We start from the raw sequence: 20,738 nt of genomic DNA on the forward strand, positions 1-20,738 counted from the left end.
ATTGGATGATGTCAATTCTGAGCCAAAACCACTTTTAAAGAACCAGTCCATTTGTTACAAAGGATCGGAATTGCTTGGTGATTTCTTTATATCCAAAGAGACAGCTCGCTCCTGTATTAAAGAAGAAGAAAAATATTCCGTGGTTTTCAAGCCTATACTTGGTGGAAAAGAATTGACGTCTACTTCAATAATTAAACCTGAACGCTGGGTGATTTTTCTATCCGATCTGCCCCTAGCAAGAGCAGAGTCAGAATTTCATACGGCCACAGAAATATTAAAAGAGCGTTTTTCTCAGCCAGATGCAAAACGTCCAAGAAGAAAGAATTGGTGGCAATTTCATAGGCCTCGAGTAAAACTTTATGACGGCATGAAAAATCTTTCACGAGTGCTTATAAGGCCATATACATCGAACATGTCATGGTTTGAATTTGGTTCAATAGATTGGTTATATACAAACGCAGTTGTGGTGGTTTTATTGGATGATTATTGTAGCTGGGGTGTCTTAAACTCTACAATCCATGAAGAGTATGCAGCTAATTTTGCTACTCGAATGAAAACAGATATTCGTTATATACCTTCAACATGCTTCGAAACATTTCCATTAATTTTTGAAAAAAACTCAGATAAAGTATTAAAAATTTCTAAAGATTACCATCAGTTTAGAATTTCTACCATGAAGGAGCTAGATAACGGGCTCACATCAATTTATCAGAGCTTTCATAATCCTAATTGCAATATACCTGCAATAGAAAAAATGCGAGAAATGCATATACAGCTTGATTTAGCTGTTTGCGAAATGTATTCAATTCCAGTAACTGAAATAAATCATAATTTCAACTTAACTAAACAAGGAATACGTTTCACTATTTCCGAAGAAAATAGATCATTAATCATAACGAGGTTGCTAAATTTAAACAAACTTCAGAATGAACTTGAATCAACGAATGGATCACAATTAAAAGATAAAAAAATTACTGCTCGTGCCAAACATCCTTCAACAAGTAAGTCTTTTTATCAAACAGAACTAGTCTTTGAGGATCAAAACGACAATCAAATTCTAGAACCAACCTCTGTCAAAGTGGGCAATCAATGGGGGAAAATCGCTTCAGATCAAATGCTTGCCTGGCTCGAAGCCCACAAAGGCTGGTTCAACAAATCAGCCATTCTGAATGGTTGTGGCGCCGATCCTAATGAGTGGGCTTTTGCGATCGATGAGCTATTGAAAGACGAATACGTCGAATCTCAAGGTGAGTCTGATGCCATTCGTTATAGAGCCAAACCCTGATATGGATAGACGCCCATGGAAATGAAAATGCGGGAATCGTGGTTAGATATCGAATTGAAAGACCTGTTCTATGCCTATCGAAAAGCCAAGGCTGATTGCTATTTCGAACGATCCATTTGTATTGCCAGTCAATTTGCCGAATACGAGTCCAACCTGCCTGAAAACTTGTCCAAGTTGTTAGATCGCTTGCACGCAGGGAAAGCCAAAAGCATTTTGATCGAAAACATCGGGACACCTGGTGTTACCGCCAAAAAACTGGGAATCGAACCCAAAAAAGACAAGGAAGGCAGGGAAGATAAGAAGGCGGAATTGGGCGGACACTGCTTTTTTTCTGATTCGACGAGGGCTTTTGAGTTTCTTCGCAATGCCAAAGAAATCACACCAGAATTCAGGCTCGTTGGCGAATTCCCGGTCGAAATGCATGTGATGTCGGCGCTTTGGATCAATCTGATCGGTCACAAATATGACACTGTTTTGTCCAAATCCACGTATGGTGCGAGACTTCGCCGTTACCGACCTGATCCCAAAGAAATTGAAACCAATGTAGGCCGTTATCACCTGGAGACTATCGGCTCATTCATGCCGTATTTCGGGTTGTATAGAAAGTGGCGCGAACGAGGAATGAATGCGATCCGTGAGGAATTGGAAGGAGATCGATCGGTCGTGGCCATCTCAATGGATTTCACCAGTTACTATCATCAAATCGATCCTTCTTTCATCAGCAAGAAGCGTTTTCTAGCATCGGCAGGCATCGAACTCGATGCTTGGGAATTGGACTTTACCAAGGCATTCGTCAAAGCCCTTATTGGCTGGTCAAAACTTACGGCTCAAAAACTCATCGAAATGGGGTGTTCATCTGAAGACATCGAAATTGGTGGCTTACCAATAGGATTGTCCATATCCCGGATCGTTTCGAATGCATTGTTGATCTCATTGGATCGCGATATAGAACAGGGATTGACCCCCATTTACTACGGACGATACGTCGATGATATTTTTTTGGTACTTCGTGACCCAGGCCATCTTAGAAGTACCAGTGCTCTTTTGGACTTCATTTCAAAACGAACCGAGTGTTTTCCGGAAGATGCCAGTAATACGGAAGAAATCGAGCTGAAACTGCCTGGCGGTTTTCAAGGCGCAACGAAACTAACGTTACAGAAGAACAAACAAAAAGCCTTTTTCTTACAAGGGCAAGCGGGACTGGATTTACTCGACAACATCGAAACACAGATTCGTAGTGTATCCAGCGAGCGACGATTGATGCCATCTTTGAAAGGATTGGAATCCATGTCTTCTGCCAAGATATTGACGGCCGCCGCGCATCCATCCGAAGAAGCCGATACATTGCGTCGTGCCGATGGTTTGTCGGTTCGTCGCTTGGGTTGGTCCATCCAACTTCGTGCCGTGGAAATGTTTGCTAGAGATTTGCGATCCGACGATTGGAAAGACGAACGCATCAAATTCTATGAGTTCGCTCATAGTCACATTCTGCGCCCAGATAAGATCCTTGACCACATTGATTATTTGCCAAGACTTTTGTCTTTGGCCGTTGCCTTGATGGATTGGGTAGAGGCTTCGAAATTATTGGATGCCGTTTTTACGTCTCTTCGAACGCTCAGGAAGCATACTCAAGAGGTTCCAATAAAGATCAATGGTCATAAGGCCTCCGGAAATATCGAACAAATATGGGAAGGTTTAGAGGATGCCGTACGAAAACTGAGTGCCGATGCCTTGACTCGGTCACTGCGATGGAGCCAACGAAAAGGAGGAATCAGACCTCTTTCGGAAACAGCGCTATCCGTATGTGAAAAAGTTGGCTTGGGTACTGATACTAAACAAATCGAAAGGTTGTCGATTTCGTTGAGAGAAGCGGATTGGGCAAAAACGGCCTATAAAGATCACTTACGCCGAGACGCGACGAGACAACGCCCGTCGGTTGTCGACGAAACCCAGTTACATGGACTGTATGATTTCGAAGATGATTTACGTGATTTCCTTGATGAATCATCCATTCCAAGTGCTTCAGGGGTCAATAGAGTCAACGGTCGCTGTTCCGGGAGAGGAAAACCAGGGAAAGACGTCTCTTTATTACCATACTTGTTTCCAACTCGGCCTTATTCTACCCAAGAGATACCGCTGTTTCTTCCTGAACAAACTATCTTTGGCGACGGTGTCCAAAACCCAGCCAAGGCTTGGGCCAAATATACCCGAGCCATGCGTGGTATATGGGTATGGGGCAATCTACTCGGATTCGATGTCCATCCACCCACCATTTCTGAAAGTGAAAATACCAATCAGGAAAAAAGGTTTGCGAAGCTCGGGACGAAAAGTAAGCCCCTCATCAAATTGGGTATCAGTAGCTTATTGACCAATGACGACAGCTATATCGCCGCAGCCAAGGGACGCCCTGACATTTCTCCTCAGAGATATGCCCGCATCGAAAGAATCGTCAATGCGACCATTTCTGCCTATCCAAAGCCTACCCATTTGTTACTTCCAGAGCTTTCTCTACCCGAAAGATGGATAGATACCGTTTCGGGGATGCTACGAGACGCGAACATCAGTCTGATTGCAGGACTGGACTATCAAATCGGGGCTTTGGACTCGATTCATAGCGAGGCCGTTTTGGTTTTGATGGATGATCGATTGGGCTTTCCCACTTCGGTACAGATACGTCAGCCCAAATGCTTGCCTGCACCCGGAGAAGATCAAATGTTGTTGAAGCTATTTGGTCGAAAATGGACCGAGGGACTCCGCTATCGACCAAAACCGATATACGACCACGCTGGCTTTCATTTCGGGGTGTTGGTTTGCTCGGAGCTGCAAAACATTTCTTATCGCAAATATTTTCAGGGTTATGTCGATTGCATGATGGTTCTTTCTTGGAATCAGGATTTGGAAACGTTTTCGGCACTCGTCGAATCTGCCAGCTTGGATGTTCATGCTCACATTGCGTTGGTAAATAACAGGAAGTATGGCGATAGCAGGGTTCGAGTTCCAGCCAAAGTTCATCATGAAAGAGATCTGTGCCGATTGCGAGGTGGCAAAAACGAGCATCTAGTCGTCGTCGAGCTCGACATTGAGAACTTGAGAGCGTTTCAAAGCCGTGAGAAACGCTGGCCATGTGAAGATGACCCTTATAAACCAGTGCCGGAAGGATTCGATTTGTCTCCGGCGAGACGTACTACGCCTAAGTGAATGACTCGGACCATATTGGATGCACTTCTTCAAAAATCACGACTTTAAATGGAAAAATTGAATGACTGAAATAAACGCGTGGATCGCAGTAGACAAAGGACTTGCCGTCGACCCGATCTTGGCACCCTACGTTCTACTTCTTGATGGCGAACGATCCCTGTATCGATCCATCTATGAAGACGATTGGCTGTTGATCGTCGACGATTCGCAGGTCATCACGAAAGTAGCCAGGATCATGCGGATTCGTTCCGACCTCGAGACCACGACCTTGTATTTCGATAGATCGTTGGTACTAGATGAAAAGATACCGTTGACCGATACGTCCTTTTCCTTACCTGGGTCGGGCACGGTAGGACGTTTGCAATGGACCGATTTCATCGAAGGAATGACGAATGTCTTGAAAACCCGTCTGGAAGACATCCCTGTCATCGGCAGCGGTGAAGGCGCTCGGGAACGCGCTTATATCCGGGAATTACTGCAACTGGCGGTAATGGACGATCTTCTGGGACCGGCAGATGGACCACATGAAAAAATCGTCGACATGAGTGTTCGTGATCGTTATCTGGTCGGCAAATTGGCCCCCAGACAAGCGCCGACTGACACTGAAAACTGGGAAGGATCACTCGTCGATGAAGACGAGGAAGAGTCTGTAGATACATCGCTACCCGGCCAACACGAACCCGGCGCCGAGTTTGCTGGTACGACGGGGCGTGTCGAACCCGAATCGGATTCCACCGATGAAATCGATGCCAGCAGCAATCAGTCGTTGATACCTTCCAGCATGGGCTTCACGTTTTGCGTCACGGGCGATGCGTCGGCCATAGAGGTCGATGTCGGTTTCGGACGTTACGAACGTTTGTCCGGCGAAGATGGTGGGCAAACAAAAGTCATCAACCGCAAGGTGCGTGATGCGGACGGCAACGTCGTGCGGGTGGAACAAGAAGAAGTCAGAGCCAAAGTCTGGCAGCGCATACCCTGTGGTGGCAAGTTGATACTACCGTTGACCACGGGAACCATTGCCCATCAGGCTCCCGACCCGGAGCAACCGGAGGTCAGGATTCAGGGCTCGATTCGCGCACCCAATGCCAATGGCGATCGTTTGGTGACACTGTTTCTGGTCAATGCTCAAGTGGAACCAGAAACCAATCGCGATTCGGCTTGGCTGTTTCAGCCTGAAATGATCATCCGTGCCGCCCCCAAGTCTTCCAATCGAGCTATCTTTCGTCGCCGCCCCATGTTGGATGCCAACGGCATGGATCCCGAGCGCGAGGCATTGGAAATGATCTACCGAAATCGGGTCGAATTTAGCGTAGGCCATGGTGTCGCTGTCCATGCCAATCTGAGTGACGACGTGACGCTGGCCACCGAGATTCGCACCGTGATCATGCCCCAATACGAGGTAGCAGTGACGGAAACACCAGGAGAAGATCCCGCCGATCGTTCAGCAATGCGAAAAATGCTGGAAAACGGTTGGCTGGACATGCACACTCTGGCCACCCTCGAAAAATCGGAATTGTCGCTCGCTTTGCGTGTGTTGACCGACGATTATGCTGAATGGATTCACGAACAGCGTGTCCGTATCGGTCAGGATGTAATCGGGCATGACCATCAAGCCCATCAAACATTGGATCGGTGCCACGAGGTGTTGGTTCGCCTTAGACAGGGTATCGACACTTTGGAAACCAATGACAAGGCGTTGGCTGCGTTTCGGTTTGCCAATCGGGCGATGGCGACGCAAAGGGTGCGGAGTATTTATTCCCTGGCCATGCGGCGTAAGGAAGACCTTTCCTTGGCAAGTACCGACATATCTGGGAATCGAAGTTGGCGGCCATTTCAGCTCGCCTTCTTGTTGTTGTCCATACCGTCACTGACCGACCCCAAGCATCAGGGTCGAACCCGTCCCGTCGAAGCCTACGCCGACTTGCTGTGGTTTCCGACCGGTGGCGGTAAGACCGAGGCCTATTTGGGAGTGGCTGCTTTCACCATGGCCATACGCCGCATGCAACCCAATTTGGGTGGTTATGATAGTTCGCGCGGTTTGGCTGTGATCATGCGTTATACCTTGCGTTTGTTGACTTTGCAGCAATTCCAACGTGCCACGACGCTGATTTGTGCGATGGACGTATTACGGCGGGAAGCGTTGGACAAGGGTGACGAATCGTTGGGCAAGGAACCCTTTACCATTGGTCTATGGGTTGGCAACAAGGTTACGCCAGGCACCACCCAGGACAGCCATCGTGCCATCGAGGCGAGACGAAACCCTGGTCAAAATACGACTGGACTAGCGTCGCCGGCGCAGTTGACCAGTTGCCCCTGGTGCGGATCGGAAATCGCACCCGGTCGTGACATCGAAGTGGATCGGGATACATTGCGGACCGTGATCTACTGTGGCGACAAGAAAGGTCAATGCGAATTCTCCAAAGGAAAATCCAGTAAACGAACCCATCCTGGTATTCCGGTACTGGTCGTCGACGAAGAAATCTATCATCGCCCACCGACGATGATGATCAGTACGGTCGACAAATTCGCGATGATGGCTTGGCGTGGCGAAGTGCGAACTCTTTTTGGTCGTGCCGATCGGGAATGCCCGAGACATGGCCTGGTGTTACCCGATGCGGATTGTCATGGCTCTCACCAGGCCAAAAAAAGCCTGCCTGCGGTAAAAGTCAAAACGATTTCGCCCATACGTCCACCGGATCTGATCATTCAGGACGAGTTTCATTTGATCAGCGGCCCACTAGGGACCATGGTCGGCTTATACGAAACGGCAGTCGACGAATTGAGCGCCTGGCAATTGGATGGTTTGACCGTTCGACCCAAGATCATTGCGTCGACGGCGACGGTGCGCAAGGCACGAGAACAAGTCAACAACGTGTTCATGCGACAGGTTGCCGTGTTTCCGCCTCATGGTTTGGATGTGGAGGACAATTTTTTCTCGATACAACGTCCAATCCAAGACCGTCCGGGACGCCGCTATTTGGGCGTTTGCTCGCCGGGCAGTTCTCGACCGGCCATGTTGATACGCGTCTATACCGCATTCTTGACGGCTGGTCAGACATTGTTCGAACGATTTGGTTCGGCTGCCGATCCTTACATGACCATGGTCGGTTATTTCAATTCCTTACGTGAGCTAGGTGGTATGAAACGTTTGGCCGAGGACGACGTGCAGACTCGATCCTATCGTGTTCAGATGAGTCTGGTAAAACGGCCAGGATTGGGGCAACGTGGCGTCAACAACATCCGGGAATTGACCTCGCGTGTTTCCAGCCAGGACATTCCCAAGTATCTTGATCAGTTGGAAGTCAAATTCAACACCGAATATGATGCGGAAAAGGGTAAGTACGTCTGTCGTTGGCAAGACGGTGACGTCAGAGCCATCGACGTGGTATTGGCCACCAATATGCTGTCGGTCGGAGTCGACGTCAATCGATTGGGGTTGATGGCCGTCAATGGTCAGCCAAAAGGTACGGCAGAGTACATTCAGGCTACCAGCCGCGTCGGACGGGCATCGCCGGGCCTGGTCTGTACTGTTCTGACCTGGGCTCGTCCTAGAGACCTCTCACACTACGAGACCTTCGAGCATTATCACGCGACATTCTACAAGCACGTCGAAGCACAATCGGTCACACCATTTTCGCCACGAGCCATGGATCGTGGACTAACCGGAGCCATGCTCAGTGTCATGCGTTTGAGTCATGAAGCCTTCAGTCCCAATGTAGGGGCTGGTCATTTGGAGCAGGCCAATCAGTCTGAGGTCACCAAGGTCATCGAAGTATTGGCCGCTCGCGCCGGTAACGTCGAGGACAACACCAAGAAACAGCTCGCGATCGATGGCTTGAAGGCAAGGGCTGACGATTGGGCCAAGGAAGCTAGTTTGGGTGGCCGAACCTTGGCTTATGAGAAGCGTGGTCAACAAAAAGATACGACGGTGGCCTTGATCAAATCGCCCGGTCTTCGTGCCTGGGATAATTGGACGGTGCCAATGTCGATGCGGGAAGTCGAGCCAGGCGTGCGGTTGATCATGAACACGTCTCGCTTGGAAGACGAGTACGAGTGGAGACCACGTTCGACTGTTACGGAACGAGATGAAGAGGATGAAGGATGAGCGAAAAAACTCCCGTTGGTGAGGTGCGACCGAGCCAATTGTTGTGGACCTATGGTCCAGGTGCCCTGATCGATTTACCGAATCTATCGGTCGTAACGTCCGGTATCGACCGTTGGGAGCGAGACAGATGTCAGCCCATCCATGAAGCTCGCTTATTGAATGCCGTACGGCAGGTGTTGGGCGACCAGGTCGAGAGTCTGCGCATGCCGCCCTTTTCGAAAAGTGAACTCGCCGACGTGTGGTCGGCCGAGGCCAACATCGGAGTTCCAGTACGTCCTTTTCCACGATGGTTGCGTTGCGTGAAGTGCGGCTTGCTCTCGCCTTACGATCTCGGCCTGTTCGGCCTCAAGGAAAATCGCTATCGACCTGAGTTGACGAAATTCGTACATAAGGGATGCACTGGTTCGAAAGGCAGTGACAAGGCCAAAGACGCCGATGCTGTACCGGCGCGTTTCCTGTTGGCTTGTCGCGGCGGTCACTTGGACGACTTCCCCTGGCATTACTTCGTGCATGGTGGTCCCAGCGAATGCAAAGGCACACTGCGATTTTTCGAAAGCGGTGCATCACTACAAACCGAAAATCTTTGGGTCAAGTGCGATACTTGTTCGGCATCTCGAAGCATGGCTCATGCCTTTGGACAAGCCGGCAGAGAAAATTTACCTGGCTGTCGTGGACGACATCCGCATTTGGATTGGTTCGATCATGACTGCACGGAAGCTCCTCGAGCAGTCTTGTTGGGTGCCACCAACAGCTGGTTCCCCATGACCTTGTCGGCATTGGCGATTCCTCAGCAGAATGGTTCACCTTTGCAGCAAATCATCACCGATTATTGGGAAGACTTTGCCGATACGGAAGACCTGTCGGAGTTGAAAGGTACGATCAAGGCATTGAAGAAACGTGGCGAGGCGCAAGGCATAGAGAAATATGAAGTCGAAACGGTATGGGTTGCCATTCAACACCACCGTGACGGTACCGATCAGGTCGTCGAACAAGCAGACATCAAAGGACCAGAATGGGAAGTCTTGTCGTCACCCAATCCACCTACCGATTATCCACATTTCATGAGTACGCCGACTGACGTGCCGGAAGGATTCAAGGATAGAATCAGTCGAGTGTTACTGTTGGAACGTTTGCGCGAAGTCAATGCACTGATTGGTTTCACTCGCGTCGAATCCCCTGATGAATCGATTGGACAGGAACATTCGTCTATGGCACCGCTTTCTCGATCTAATCCAGAATGGGTGCCTGCTTGCGAGGTTCATGGTGAGGGAATCTTCATCCAATTCAACGAATCGGCATTGAAGGAATGGGAAGGCAAGAAAGCCGTTGCCGGCATCGATCAAATATTATTGGGTGGTCACCGAGGGTGGCGTAATGCCAGGCATTTGAGTCCTGATGGCGACTACCCAGGCATTCGCTACGCGATGTTGCATACCCTTGCGCATATTCTGATCCGGGAATTGGCTTTGGAGTGCGGTTACAACGCGGCAAGTATTCGTGAGCGGGTCTATGCCGACATGATCGATGACATGCCGCAAGCGGGCATTTTGATCTACACGGCTGCAGCCGATTCCGATGGGACGCTGGGTGGTTTGGTCGAGCTTGGTAAACCCGAGAATCTAGGGCGACTGCTGAGGCAAGCTTTGGAACGAGCCAAAGTCTGTTCTTCCGATCCGTTGTGCTCAGAGCATGATCCGGCCAAAGACAGAACCCTGCATGCCGCGGCTTGCCATGCCTGCTCTTTCGTGGCCGAGACTTCGTGTGAACGCGGTAATCGATATTTGGACAGGTCACTGTTGATCCCGACCTTCGAACATGCCGAAGCTGGCTTCTTCAAAGGTTTTTGATATGGAAATATTACTAGATGCCATCACGAATTTAGTGGTCCTAGTTCCTCGGGAGAAAGTTGGCGCAATTGCCAATAGAATTCGAAACGCCAAATCCAAAGCAGTATCGTTGACCGACTTCGAAAGCACGCACCAAGTGGCATCTGCGATCGACAGGCTGAAAACAACATGGCAGGCTAGTGAGGTCACTGGCAGCGAGTTGGCCGCAATGTTGGTCGCCGCATCTCACACGATAGACAAAGTGAACACGGAACAATCCTTGGAGCTCGTATGGACAGGGCCATCGACGCCATTCGTTTCGGCTCGCCGTACCGAACAAGCATTGTTGCAGGTCATTGAGTCGGCCAGAAAGTCCCTTTTCATCACAAGTTTCGTTGCCTATGATGTGTCATCGATTATCAATGCCCTTAATGCAGCCATTGCTCGTGGCGTGGTGGTTTCGATGTTGCTGGAATCATCGAATGATCATGGAGGTAGTGTGATCATCGACGTGATTGGCAAAATGCTCAAATTGGTTCCCGAGGCCTTGATTTACGCATGGATCAATAAAACAGAAAATTATTTGGGTGGGCGAGTTCATGCCAAGATTGCTTTGGCTGACGATCGATTTTGTTTTATCACTAGTGCCAATTTGACCGGTTTTGCGATGGAGAAAAACATTGAAGCGGGTATTTTGATCAGCGGCGGACGTATACCGGTTTTATTGAATCGACATTTGAATGCTCTCGTCCAATTAAAAGTGATTGATCTAATTTGAATTATAATGTTTTGGTTAGGTTTTATTCTAAGGGCTTGTTTTAAAGGCCGCCAATACATCCTAAATCGGCAACGATTCAATTTTTTCCATGGCCAAGATAACAGGCAGCGAAGGCTACCGACTGATTAAATGACAAAATATGTCTAAGCTCCGCAACTTCAACTGGCGTCAAGAAGCCCAAGATCTGATTGAGACCCAGGACAAGCAGTCTTGGCGAGAACAAAAGGCCAAGAGTTTTAGCGACTGGCTGAAGACCCGTGCCGAGAAGGAGGGTGTGCGGATTTCAGTGCTTTGGCGTTACTTAAGGGTTGGGCGTTTTGCCGTCGAATTGCAAACGGGCGGATGGGCAAACGCAAAGACGCCGCTGGATATTCCGGAAGGCATTAACGCAGACTCTCTCGAATTGTTGGAAAAAATCAATCGAGTTGCGACCGAGAGCGATTTCAACGCCTTGGCTGAAGCGCTGTACCAAAAAAAAATCAAACGGCCGCAACTCCTCAAGACCTGGCAGATTTACCGTGAGGCCATGCCGGAAGGTCAAACCGCCAGAGGGCGGGGTACCCAGCGTCCTGTTTTAGACGAAAAGAATCTGCATAAGCAAGAATTATCATTCAAACACAATGTTTTGCGACGTCTTGAAGCGATCGATCCTGTTAGCTTGGGCTATGAAAGTGGAGCGGTCCTGCGGATTTTTAATCCACTCAGCGATCGACAAAAGAGCTATGGTTACGATGCCATCATGGTCGTATTCAATGAGCATCGGATCGTCGATGTGGCGTTTATTGTAATTCAGGTAGAAGATGCGGTTGATCGAGAACAAGAAGACCACCTTTCGAATGAAAGAGTTTGGCTGATCGCCCAAGAATCGACCTTGATCAAAGCGGCCAATGGTTCTCGAAAAAGCTACCCCGATCCATGGGGCGTCATGGTTGCGACGGCGAACGAATTGCGCATCGAACAGAAACCACCTCAAAATTCAGCGCCAATCGCATTTTCTGTCAGCGAGTTGCTGCTAGATTTCATGAAATGACAAGGGCAGTTCAAAAATGTTTGCGGAAGATCGTTTTTAGGTTAATATGTCTAGCAACAAGACATAAGGAGCGGCAATGGCACTGATCGACAATCAAAATAAACCCGCTTTACGCCTGGTTTGCCTGTCAGACCTGCACGATGCGCAACAAACAGTGTCGGTGCCGGACGGCGATGTACTGATCGTCGCCGGCGATATCTGTTTAGAAGGAAGGCTAGCCGAGGTCAAACGTTTCGACGATTGGTTAGGTACGCTGCCGCATCGGTGCAAACTCGTGATTGCCGGAAATCATGACTGGCCGTTTGAAATAGTGGGGAAGGGCGCGGCAATAAATCTGCTCAAAAACGCCATTTATCTTGAAGACGCAGGCATTGAAATCAATGGCGTGAACTTTTGGGGATCGCCCTGGCAGCCGGAGTTTTGTGATTGGGCGTTCAATCTACCGCGCGGTCCTCGATTAGCCGAGATTTGGGATGGCATTCCGAGTAATACCGACGTATTGATAACGCATACGCCGCCCTATGGTATTTTGGATGAGGTGTTTGGTGAACATGTCGGCTGCGAAGCATTGGCCGATGCAGTTCAACTCGTCCGGCCGAAAATTCATGTCTTTGGCCACATACATGAATGTCATGGCGTGTTAAAGCAAGGTGAAACGACCTATGTCAACGCCAGCCTGCATGATGAAAGATTTTGTCTCAGGCATCAACCGATCGTCCTCGACTTGTAGGACCAATGATTCAATCAAGCGTTTTATGATCGCGGCCGGCCTGCAGCAACTGGAACAGTTGGGGGAGTGGGTTTGATGCTCACAGATTCAATACAACAAGACTTGTGGCTCATCAATTTAAAAATATGAGCCACAAAATGATCGGTTTGTTTGACGAGCAATATTCCAAGTGTTGCTACCCATGCGGTTGTCAAAGGATTTAGCATCAAAAACCGACGAATGAATGAGCATTACTCTTCAAACACTGAAGGGTTCAGAAACTGCCGTTTCCAAAACAGTTTTCGATCAATCTCACTGAGCTTGGCCTCATCGCACACGTTGTTCCAATTTGCTTCAATGGCTTCGCGATGCCTATCGAAAATGGCTTTCGCTTCATCCTGCGGGAGTTGAAAGTGGGGTGCTGCCGTAAGGCACGACTTGAGTTTGCTCAGATTGTTGTTCCCGGAAATGAGCATGGCTTGTGAGGCTTCATTACCGGTACGGTTTTGCGGGCAAATATCGTAAGCAGGTGTAAGGCTGAGTGTTTTGCCGTTCCAAAAGGCCGCGTGATTGCGTGCGTGGTCATCGGTATTGCCGCACAAGATGTTAAAGACGAGACGAGAAAACAGCTCTTCGAGCGTTTTTTTGGGGTTGTCGAAGCGATGTCGTATGATTTCTGCAAACGTTTCATAGCTTGCGTAACGGGCCATCATGTCATCAAGGCCAAACAGCGTTAAGGCGGACACCATGGCTTTGCGCGTCCAACCATCGGCGGTTTTTTCGCGATCAAACCGTTCGATTAGAAGGATGTCTTTGTTTGCGGCTTGAACAAGCTTTACGGGGGCGGCTTTCACCCCGGCTGCGACCGCTAGCCGCATGGCGATGAATTCAGCCTTTACGACACTGTAGAGGTCGGAGCTCGATGAAAATTTTGCGATGTATTTTGTGCCTTGGTCTTCGATCAAGGCCTTGGGGCGTGCGCCACCGATAGAGCTTCCATGGAAGAGCGCTTGATCCAGCTCCGGCGTGAGCGGAATACCTTGCTCGACTCGTTCGGCGGATTTAAGCAATTCTTCCAGCTGGACATTTCTTGCGGAGCGGGGGAGGTATTCACTTGGCGAGCGCTGGAAATCCAGAGCGCCGATACGATCAGAGCCCGATTCCAGTAAATAGGTCAGTTCGCCAAGCGCATCGGTATCCGTATCTTTGCCTTTCCGTCCAAGCTTTTTATTGATGATGACGCGCCGTCCCCATGCGTCCGGAGCGGCATCACGGATACAGCCGGGCATGCTCAGCCCATCCGGTAGTGCCAATACTCCCTTCTTGAGCGGTAGCTCCGGCAGGTAGATGGGAATAGCCGGAGGCGTATCCTTGACGCGCTCCAGATAGCTTTTGCCGTAGTTGAAATGAATATTGCCCTGATCGTCGGCTTCAAGCTTGCCCGCGACGACCGGCTCGGTTGCCTCAGGCAACCATATCCAGACATAGGCTTCTTTATCGGCGTTGTTAGAAGTCATCGTCAACGACTTTTACTTTTTTCCGCACAGACTTCGGGAGAAGCGCGAGCTTGTCCTCGGTTTGGCGAATATGCCCATTGAGCGTCGTCGCTTCGATATCAAAAAGTTTGACGCCGACTAGGGCGGCCACTTCAAAAGTTGCCCCTAGTTCACACTTGGGATCCCCTTTTTCTATGCGCTGCAAAAGCCCGCGCGAGATACCGGCGCGTTCGGCAACCTCTTGTGCGGTCATCTTACGCTCTATTCGTGCGGCGCGGATGAGCTTGCCCAGAAGCGTCATCGCTTCACGGCTATAGCGGGAATAGGTGCGTGCCGATACTTTGGCCATAGTTTAACTGTTGGTTTATAAATGGATCGCAGGGCTACCTTGTGATCGACATGCGAATCACATTAGCAGTTCCCAAACGCTTCGGCAAGTGAGAAAAGGTTTATATATGACTCATAATGATGCTTTATGTTTTATATATGGATCATTATCTTTATTTTGCGAGGACACACGTTTTTAGCAAAGCAACACAAAGCCGCTTATGGTCCACATTATGGAAACAGGTCTGCGCTTTTGGGGATTAACGGACATGAGAATTTGTCTGTGGAGGCGAATTCATCACACTGCGTCAACCGAGGATATTGCCCAGCTATTAGCCTGGCTACAACATCATGCAGGTACGGAAAATTCTTTGTATCGTTGAGTTGGAAAGCCAGGTCGTTGAAGGCGGTCAATTTGTTCTGGAGATTGGCGCCATCCTAGTAAAAAGGCACGCTGATTGCAGAATAGAATTACATTTTATGAAATAATCCGAATTGCAAATATTCATTTTTGTCAAACAATGATTTGTTCGGGAAGAGAAATGAAAGATACTCTAGAAATAAAATGGCCTTGGGTCGTGATCTGGATCGAATATGCGGACGAGATTATTGCCCAGATACAGGAGGCTTTTCCCCCGAATCATGAGATACAGACGCATGAGATAATCCCCGGAATCAAGTGGGAAGGACGCCCCATCTTCATCGTCGATGACGACACCACCGGGCAACGGATTCTGATGAACTTTGAGAAAATGAAACGATGGAAGAAGACGAAGTTCAAGGTTCCAACGATGAAGGTATTCAAAGACGACGCGGAAATTAGAGAGATGATCGAGAACGACCATCTGGGGGAACGCGCAAGGTACAACAAGGATGGGGATTTGAAATGAGGGTCGAACCAGATTCCGTAAAGTTACCTACTACCGGACAACCACCAGTGAGTATTGTCATTAGACTGTTCTACCTTTGAACATCATGAAAATTAAGTTATTTGCCGAGAAAATGGGGAGTTAAAAATTACATTTACAACCAACAAAAAGAAATCAATGCTTGAATTGGAAAACGAAATATAGCGTCATTGATAGAGTCAGCTAAAGACGAACCATCTGAAATAGAAAAACTTCAAATAAATCGACAAATATTGCAAGCTTACAATAACAGTGAATGACTGCTTTCAAGGTATAGCCATCCGATAGGCGCCCAAACTAAAATTTGAGCTGAACTAACAAAACCACAGTCAACTTTACTGCACAAACCGAATTCAAAAATTTGTTTTGATGAAATTTTATAGCCACTATTTACAGAGGTTATTCGTCGCGATAATATGTCTAGCAAATAGACCATTTAAGAGAGATTTTATGCATCCTTTCAACATGCATCGCCAACGAGGACTTAAATTTTTTCGGCCCCATTTGCAATTAATATCGAAATCGGATCGCTTCTTCGAGCGACTACAGGATATTCGTTATGGCTCAACATCGGACCCGCTTCAGGATGATGATTTATTAAAACACCGTGTTGCTTCCAGTGACGATTCCGAAGAGTCGGTTTTCGACCGTTTTGCGAAGGAATTGGAGGCCGCTTTGCCAAAAAAGTCCCTAAACTCGTTTCCTTCTGGCATGTCCACACCAACTGCCCCCAATTCGCGTACCGAACCTTCCATTGTTATATTCGATATCACGGCGCTCCGTGCGCGTTATGACAAACTGGAAAATTCCGAAAAGAGCCTACGCGGCATTTTGAAAAAGTTCGATCTGTCCGGCGACGACGGTCGTCGCACATTGGCAGCAATTCCGAAAAACTTCGGTACGCAGATTAACGATCTGAAATGCCGCTTCCCTAATTGTGTCGAGTTTTTGGACTTTGTAGGGCATTTTGCCCATCTAGCCCGCCTTCGCCATGGCGAACCGCATCTGCGATTCCCTCCGGTTTTGTTGGCGGGACCGCCCGGCGTCGGCAAAACGGCAGTGGTGCGTGAGGTGGCAAAATTGTTGGATGTCCAATGCCGCGTTTTAGACATGGCTAGTACGACCGCAGGTTTTGTTTTATCTGGCATGAGTTCCTCATGGAGCGAGGCCAAAACTGGCTGTATCGTAGACCTACTGCGGGATGGAAAAACAGCGAATCCGATGTTGGTGTTGGATGAAATCGATAAGGCGAGCACCTCCTCGAAATTCAATCCACTTGGAGCCCTATATACGCTGCTTGAACCGGATGCGGCAAAAAACTTCATCGACGAAGCATTGGATATGCCGTGTGACGCGAGCCAGCTGTTGGTCATCGCAACCGCTAATGATCTGGGCCGGATTTCCGCACCGCTGCTATCGCGGTTCGTGGTTCTCCATATCGAGGCAATTACCAGTGAGCACCGGGCGACCGTCATCCGATCAATTTATCGGGCAGTTCTTGGGCATCTCTGTGTTGTAGAACATTTCGATGTAGAACTGGCGGATGAGGTAATAGATACCCTAACCGATTTTAGTCCTCGGCAAACCAAGATCGCGCTAATGCGATCGGTAGCGGCTGCAGCCAGTCGTTACCGTAACCCTGATGATCGAGTTGCCATTCAAAACGACGATCTGGTCAAACCGAACGATGCACAACGAGACAAACCGATGGGTTACATATGGTGACACAAGCTCCAAGCATCATTTTCGCAGCCGCAAAAGAAGAACCGAACGACTCAATACCAAATTGATCATGAACAAATTTCTAGAACAGTACCTGTTTGACAAATATCCTACCCTCTATCGCCGGCACAACCTGATACATGACGAAAGCAATTCCCTGCTCCGTTGGGGCTTGAGCTGCGACAATGGTTGGTTTCACCTGATCGACGTGATGTCTGAATTGATCGAGGCCCATGACTTGAGAGCCGAAATCGTCGAGGTTAAACAGAAAATGGGCGGGCTTCGAGTGTATCTCAGCGGCCCCGAGAAAAGTCATTATGTCAACGGCATTCGCGTCATGGCCGAATCCCTGTCGTATCGAACCTGCGAAATTTGCGGCAATTTAGGGACGCTGCACAAACGCATCGGCGTCAAAACGCTATGCGAACGACATGGCCTGATTCAAGGCATGATGCCTTGGCGTTCGCCTCATGGCGTCGATCAAAATATAAATAATAGAACTGGCGACATTCTGGAACTGCCGGATAAATATTGGATCGATTACGGTTGGGCGCCTCTTTTGGAAGCTTTGTTTGAATCGCTGGCCGATCATGGCCCGCGCCTGTATCAACAGGGACAAACGATCCATTTCGAACGAATCGAATCGACCGAGGGCGATTTACTGATCGACTATACTGGCGACCACAAATGGGTAATGGGTCAAATCGACATGGTCATGCGTTATGCACAACGAGTGGATGAGACTAGTGGAGACGCTAAACCGGTCGAGCAATAAATTTCTCTGAACCCAAAATCCCTACGAAAAAACGCGCTTCGAAAAAACTCGTTTGTTCATTTTGTCCGACGCTCAGTATGCAGCGCGCAGGATTCATAGAGCAAAAGGCGAGAACAATTTGAAATGAAATTGCATTAAGCGTAATTAAAAGCCATAACGCAATTGGAGAATTCGAGAAGAAAAAATTCTGGACGGTATCAAGGTATAAGAGAAAAAAGCACCTCGCCTATTCCGCGAAGTTCTCCCTGAATCCTAACCCATACCTAACCCAGGCACAAACAAAAAAGGCCTGCATTTATGCAAGCCTATGAATTTATTGGAGCCAATGGCGGGATTCGAACCCGCTACCTACTGATTACGAATCAGTTGCTCTACCAGCTGAGCTACATCGGCGATTTCGCGGCGGATTTTAATCAATTTCATGATCTTCTGGCAAGGAACTGAATTTATTTAAAAATCACCCGGATATATCGACTAAGTATTTGCTTGGAATGTAAGCATATCTTTGAAACTATCGAATAAAATTTTCGGCGTTGTCGCATTTATCGAATGCAGCTGAGACCTTACTAAGAACCAATTGTTCAGATTTGAAATGCTTAATACCAAAAAAGGGGGTAGCTTAAGTTATTAATTCAACCTGACCCCTTTTTCTCGCTGCTTAGTTAAATACAGGCGTCATATCAGAAAAAAAAGAATTATTGATTCCAATCTAGTTTATTACTTTTTCCTTGGCTGCTTAAGTTTCGTTGACAGGTTAAGATGGCATCCCTCCAGTCTGCGCCGCTAGCAATCCCTTTGTTAAAGCATTCAACGGTCTTCTCCGCGTCATTGGTGCCAGCGCACAAGTTGATGATGTTTTTCCATTCCCATTGGCTACCCTTACCCCAATTCACCCGTTCTGATCTTACTTTCGAGAAACATTTACCGGGCTCAAGCGGCTTAGTAGTGCCTTTGCATAACTGCTTTATATTATCATCACGCCAATTCATGTTTTTTTCATCATTCCAGGGAATTTTTCCTTGAACTTCGTTGAAACATTGGTCTTCATAGTCAGCTGCGAAGCCAATTTGGCTCATAAAAAAACTAGAAAACAAGAGACTTAACCAAGCAGCTATCATGCGGTTTGAGGTTGTTTTTTTCATTTGGAACGGACTCCTGTGGCAGGTTAATGATGCAGTATCAATGATGTAGCCTATTGATTTTTAATGATTAAAAATCATGTTGACGTTAACTTTTAATTAATCACACTGCAAAATCAACTTATCAGTTAAACGGTCGTTAGCAAGAAATTTCACGGCCAGTGCTTATATTCGATTACAAAAGACTAAGGTCGTCTTTTTGGAACGTTTCGAGTATCGGTGCCAATTCCGGTAGAATTGCCTGGCTATAGTGGATAAGCTCGGGAATTCGGCTTAACCAGCCATAGACAATTTCACCTATTATTGACGCTTCATCCCATATTGAACGTCTCTCCGGCTTGACCGAGCCTAACACCCACTTACCGCCCCGGCGCTTCAAGCGCTTGACGACCAGCTCCCCATTCAGCGCGCAAATCACGATCCTGCCCGGTACCGGTTCCAGCGACCGATCGACGACCAGAATATCGTTCGGATGAATGCCGGCGCCGAGCATCGATTCGCCTTGCGCGCGGACGAAGAACGTCGCGGCGGGCTTTTGCACCAGCAGCTCGTTCAGATCCAGCGTTTTCTCGATGTAATCGTCGGCCGGCGAGGGGAAACCGGCCGAGACTTTGCCGGCAAACAGCGGCAGGTTCACAGTTTTCGGGTTTGAAGCAGCGGAATAAAAATTCGTTGGCATAATGAGCATAGCAGGTTGAGAGCGAGGCGAAGTCGAAAGGCGCTTATTATGTTCTCTTTTTGTTCTCATTTTAGGCGCTTTTTGCTAAACTGCCAAACATCCCAAAAGCAAATGATGTTGACACAATGACTGAATTAACCCGCCGACAACGACAAATCTTCGAGTTTTTGCGCGATAACTACGAACGCTTTGCCTATCCGCCGACGCTCGATGAGCTCTGCGAATCGTTGGGCATGGCTTCGCGTGGATCGTTGCACAAGCACATCAGCGCCTTGATCGATGCCGGACTGATCGAACCGTTCTCGGGCAGCAAACAAACAGGCATTCGTTTGACGGCCCAGGCGCAGCGGGATTATGCCGCGTGCGAACATGCCTTGCCCTATGTCGGTAAAATCGCCGCCGGCAAACCGATCGAAGCATTGGCCGATGTGCATTACCTGCCGGTCCCGGCGCTGCTGAAAAGCGACAAGCCGTGTTATGTCTTGCAAGTCAAAGGGGATTCGATGAAAGAAGCCGGCATTTTCGACGGGGATTGGGTGGTGATCGAGCAGCGCGATTACGCACGCAACGGGGAAATTGTCGTGGCGTTGATCGACAATCACGAAGCGACGTTGAAATATATCGAACAATCGCCGGGCAAAGTGCTGTTGATACCGGCTAATTCAGCGATGACAACCCAAATTTATGCGCCCGAACAAGTTCAAATTCAAGGTATTTTGGTCGGACAAATGCGCAGTTACCGGGTACATTAGCAACAAACC

General features: G+C 48.4%; 15 protein-coding genes and 1 tRNA gene. 11 read left to right on the forward strand and 5 right to left on the reverse strand.

Features of this window, described 5'->3' with window-relative positions; genetic code table 11:
* The first annotated feature begins 1 nt into the window (after nucleotide 1).
* The 7 genes from EQU24_RS01310 (at nucleotide 2) to EQU24_RS01340 (ending at nucleotide 12,952) form a co-directional block, all read left to right on the forward strand.
* Nucleotides 2–1,285: a type IIL restriction-modification enzyme MmeI gene (locus tag EQU24_RS01310; RefSeq protein ID WP_017841235.1), complete on the forward strand. Its 1,284-nt coding sequence runs from the start codon at nucleotides 2–4 to the stop codon at nucleotides 1,283–1,285.
* 213 nt (nucleotides 1,286–1,498) lie between these two features.
* On the forward strand, nucleotides 1,499–4,483 hold the full coding sequence (locus EQU24_RS01315) for an RNA-directed DNA polymerase (protein WP_175421650.1): 2,985 nt from the start codon (nucleotides 1,499–1,501) through the stop codon (nucleotides 4,481–4,483).
* 61 nt (nucleotides 4,484–4,544) lie between these two features.
* The gene (gene drmA, locus EQU24_RS01320) at nucleotides 4,545–8,588 is read left to right on the forward strand and encodes a DISARM system helicase DrmA (RefSeq protein ID WP_017841233.1); all 4,044 of its coding nucleotides are present in this window, start codon (nucleotides 4,545–4,547) and stop codon (nucleotides 8,586–8,588) included.
* Nucleotides 8,585–10,435, forward strand: coding sequence for a DUF1998 domain-containing protein (gene drmB / locus EQU24_RS01325; protein ID WP_017841232.1), 1,851 nt, complete (start codon nucleotides 8,585–8,587; stop codon nucleotides 10,433–10,435). The genes drmA and drmB overlap by 4 nt, the downstream gene beginning before the upstream one ends.
* Nucleotide 10,436: 1 nt before the next feature.
* The gene (gene drmC, locus EQU24_RS01330; protein ID WP_026130229.1) at nucleotides 10,437–11,192 is read left to right on the forward strand and encodes a DISARM system phospholipase D-like protein DrmC; all 756 of its coding nucleotides are present in this window, start codon (nucleotides 10,437–10,439) and stop codon (nucleotides 11,190–11,192) included.
* 139 nt (nucleotides 11,193–11,331) lie between these two features.
* Nucleotides 11,332–12,222 carry a hypothetical protein gene (locus EQU24_RS01335; protein ID WP_017841230.1) on the forward strand — a complete coding sequence of 297 codons (891 nt, stop codon included), beginning with the start codon at nucleotides 11,332–11,334 and terminating at the stop codon, nucleotides 12,220–12,222.
* 76 nt (nucleotides 12,223–12,298) lie between these two features.
* The gene (locus tag EQU24_RS01340) at nucleotides 12,299–12,952 is read left to right on the forward strand and encodes a metallophosphatase domain-containing protein (RefSeq protein WP_017841229.1); all 654 of its coding nucleotides are present in this window, start codon (nucleotides 12,299–12,301) and stop codon (nucleotides 12,950–12,952) included.
* Between the two features lie 230 nt (nucleotides 12,953–13,182).
* On the opposite strand, the gene EQU24_RS01345 is transcribed toward EQU24_RS01340, so the two are convergent.
* Both EQU24_RS01345 and EQU24_RS01350 read right to left on the reverse strand, forming a co-directional pair.
* The gene (locus EQU24_RS01345; protein ID WP_017841228.1) at nucleotides 13,183–14,448 is read right to left on the reverse strand and encodes a type II toxin-antitoxin system HipA family toxin; all 1,266 of its coding nucleotides are present in this window, start codon (nucleotides 14,446–14,448) and stop codon (nucleotides 13,183–13,185) included.
* Nucleotides 14,438–14,776, reverse strand: coding sequence for a helix-turn-helix transcriptional regulator (locus EQU24_RS01350; protein ID WP_017841227.1), 339 nt, complete (start codon nucleotides 14,774–14,776; stop codon nucleotides 14,438–14,440). The genes EQU24_RS01345 and EQU24_RS01350 overlap by 11 nt, the downstream gene beginning before the upstream one ends.
* 520 nt (nucleotides 14,777–15,296) lie before the next feature.
* On the opposite strand from EQU24_RS01350, the gene EQU24_RS01355 reads away from it, so the two are divergent.
* The 3 genes from EQU24_RS01355 (at nucleotide 15,297) to EQU24_RS01365 (ending at nucleotide 18,159) form a co-directional block, all read left to right on the forward strand.
* Nucleotides 15,297–15,644 carry a hypothetical protein gene (locus EQU24_RS01355; RefSeq protein ID WP_017841225.1) on the forward strand — a complete coding sequence of 116 codons (348 nt, stop codon included), beginning with the start codon at nucleotides 15,297–15,299 and terminating at the stop codon, nucleotides 15,642–15,644.
* Nucleotides 15,645–16,112: 468 nt separating this feature from the next.
* Complete coding sequence (locus tag EQU24_RS01360) at nucleotides 16,113–17,387, forward strand: AAA family ATPase (protein ID WP_017841224.1); 1,275 nt, start codon at nucleotides 16,113–16,115, stop codon at nucleotides 17,385–17,387.
* Nucleotides 17,388–17,454: 67 nt separating this feature from the next.
* Complete coding sequence (locus EQU24_RS01365; RefSeq protein ID WP_017841223.1) at nucleotides 17,455–18,159, forward strand: hypothetical protein; 705 nt, start codon at nucleotides 17,455–17,457, stop codon at nucleotides 18,157–18,159.
* Between the two features lie 317 nt (nucleotides 18,160–18,476).
* On the opposite strand, the gene EQU24_RS01370 is transcribed toward EQU24_RS01365, so the two are convergent.
* The 3 genes from EQU24_RS01370 to EQU24_RS01380 form a co-directional block, all read right to left on the reverse strand.
* Nucleotides 18,477–18,552, reverse strand: a tRNA-Thr gene (locus tag EQU24_RS01370).
* A gap of 302 nt (nucleotides 18,553–18,854) precedes the next feature.
* Nucleotides 18,855–19,301 carry a hypothetical protein gene (locus tag EQU24_RS01375; protein ID WP_017841222.1) on the reverse strand — a complete coding sequence of 149 codons (447 nt, stop codon included), beginning with the start codon at nucleotides 19,299–19,301 and terminating at the stop codon, nucleotides 18,855–18,857.
* A 172-nt stretch (nucleotides 19,302–19,473) separates the two neighbouring features.
* Nucleotides 19,474–19,977 carry a LexA family protein gene (locus tag EQU24_RS01380; RefSeq protein ID WP_459560736.1) on the reverse strand — a complete coding sequence of 168 codons (504 nt, stop codon included), beginning with the start codon at nucleotides 19,975–19,977 and terminating at the stop codon, nucleotides 19,474–19,476.
* A gap of 125 nt (nucleotides 19,978–20,102) precedes the next feature.
* Between EQU24_RS01380 and lexA the strand changes: the two genes are divergently transcribed.
* Nucleotides 20,103–20,729: a transcriptional repressor LexA gene (gene lexA / locus EQU24_RS01385; RefSeq protein ID WP_017841220.1), complete on the forward strand. Its 627-nt coding sequence runs from the start codon at nucleotides 20,103–20,105 to the stop codon at nucleotides 20,727–20,729.
* Nucleotides 20,730–20,738: the final 9 nt, after the last annotated feature.

The organism is Methylotuvimicrobium buryatense, from assembly GCF_005931095.1.
Taxonomy (GTDB): Bacteria; Pseudomonadota; Gammaproteobacteria; order Methylococcales; family Methylomonadaceae; genus Methylotuvimicrobium; species Methylotuvimicrobium buryatense.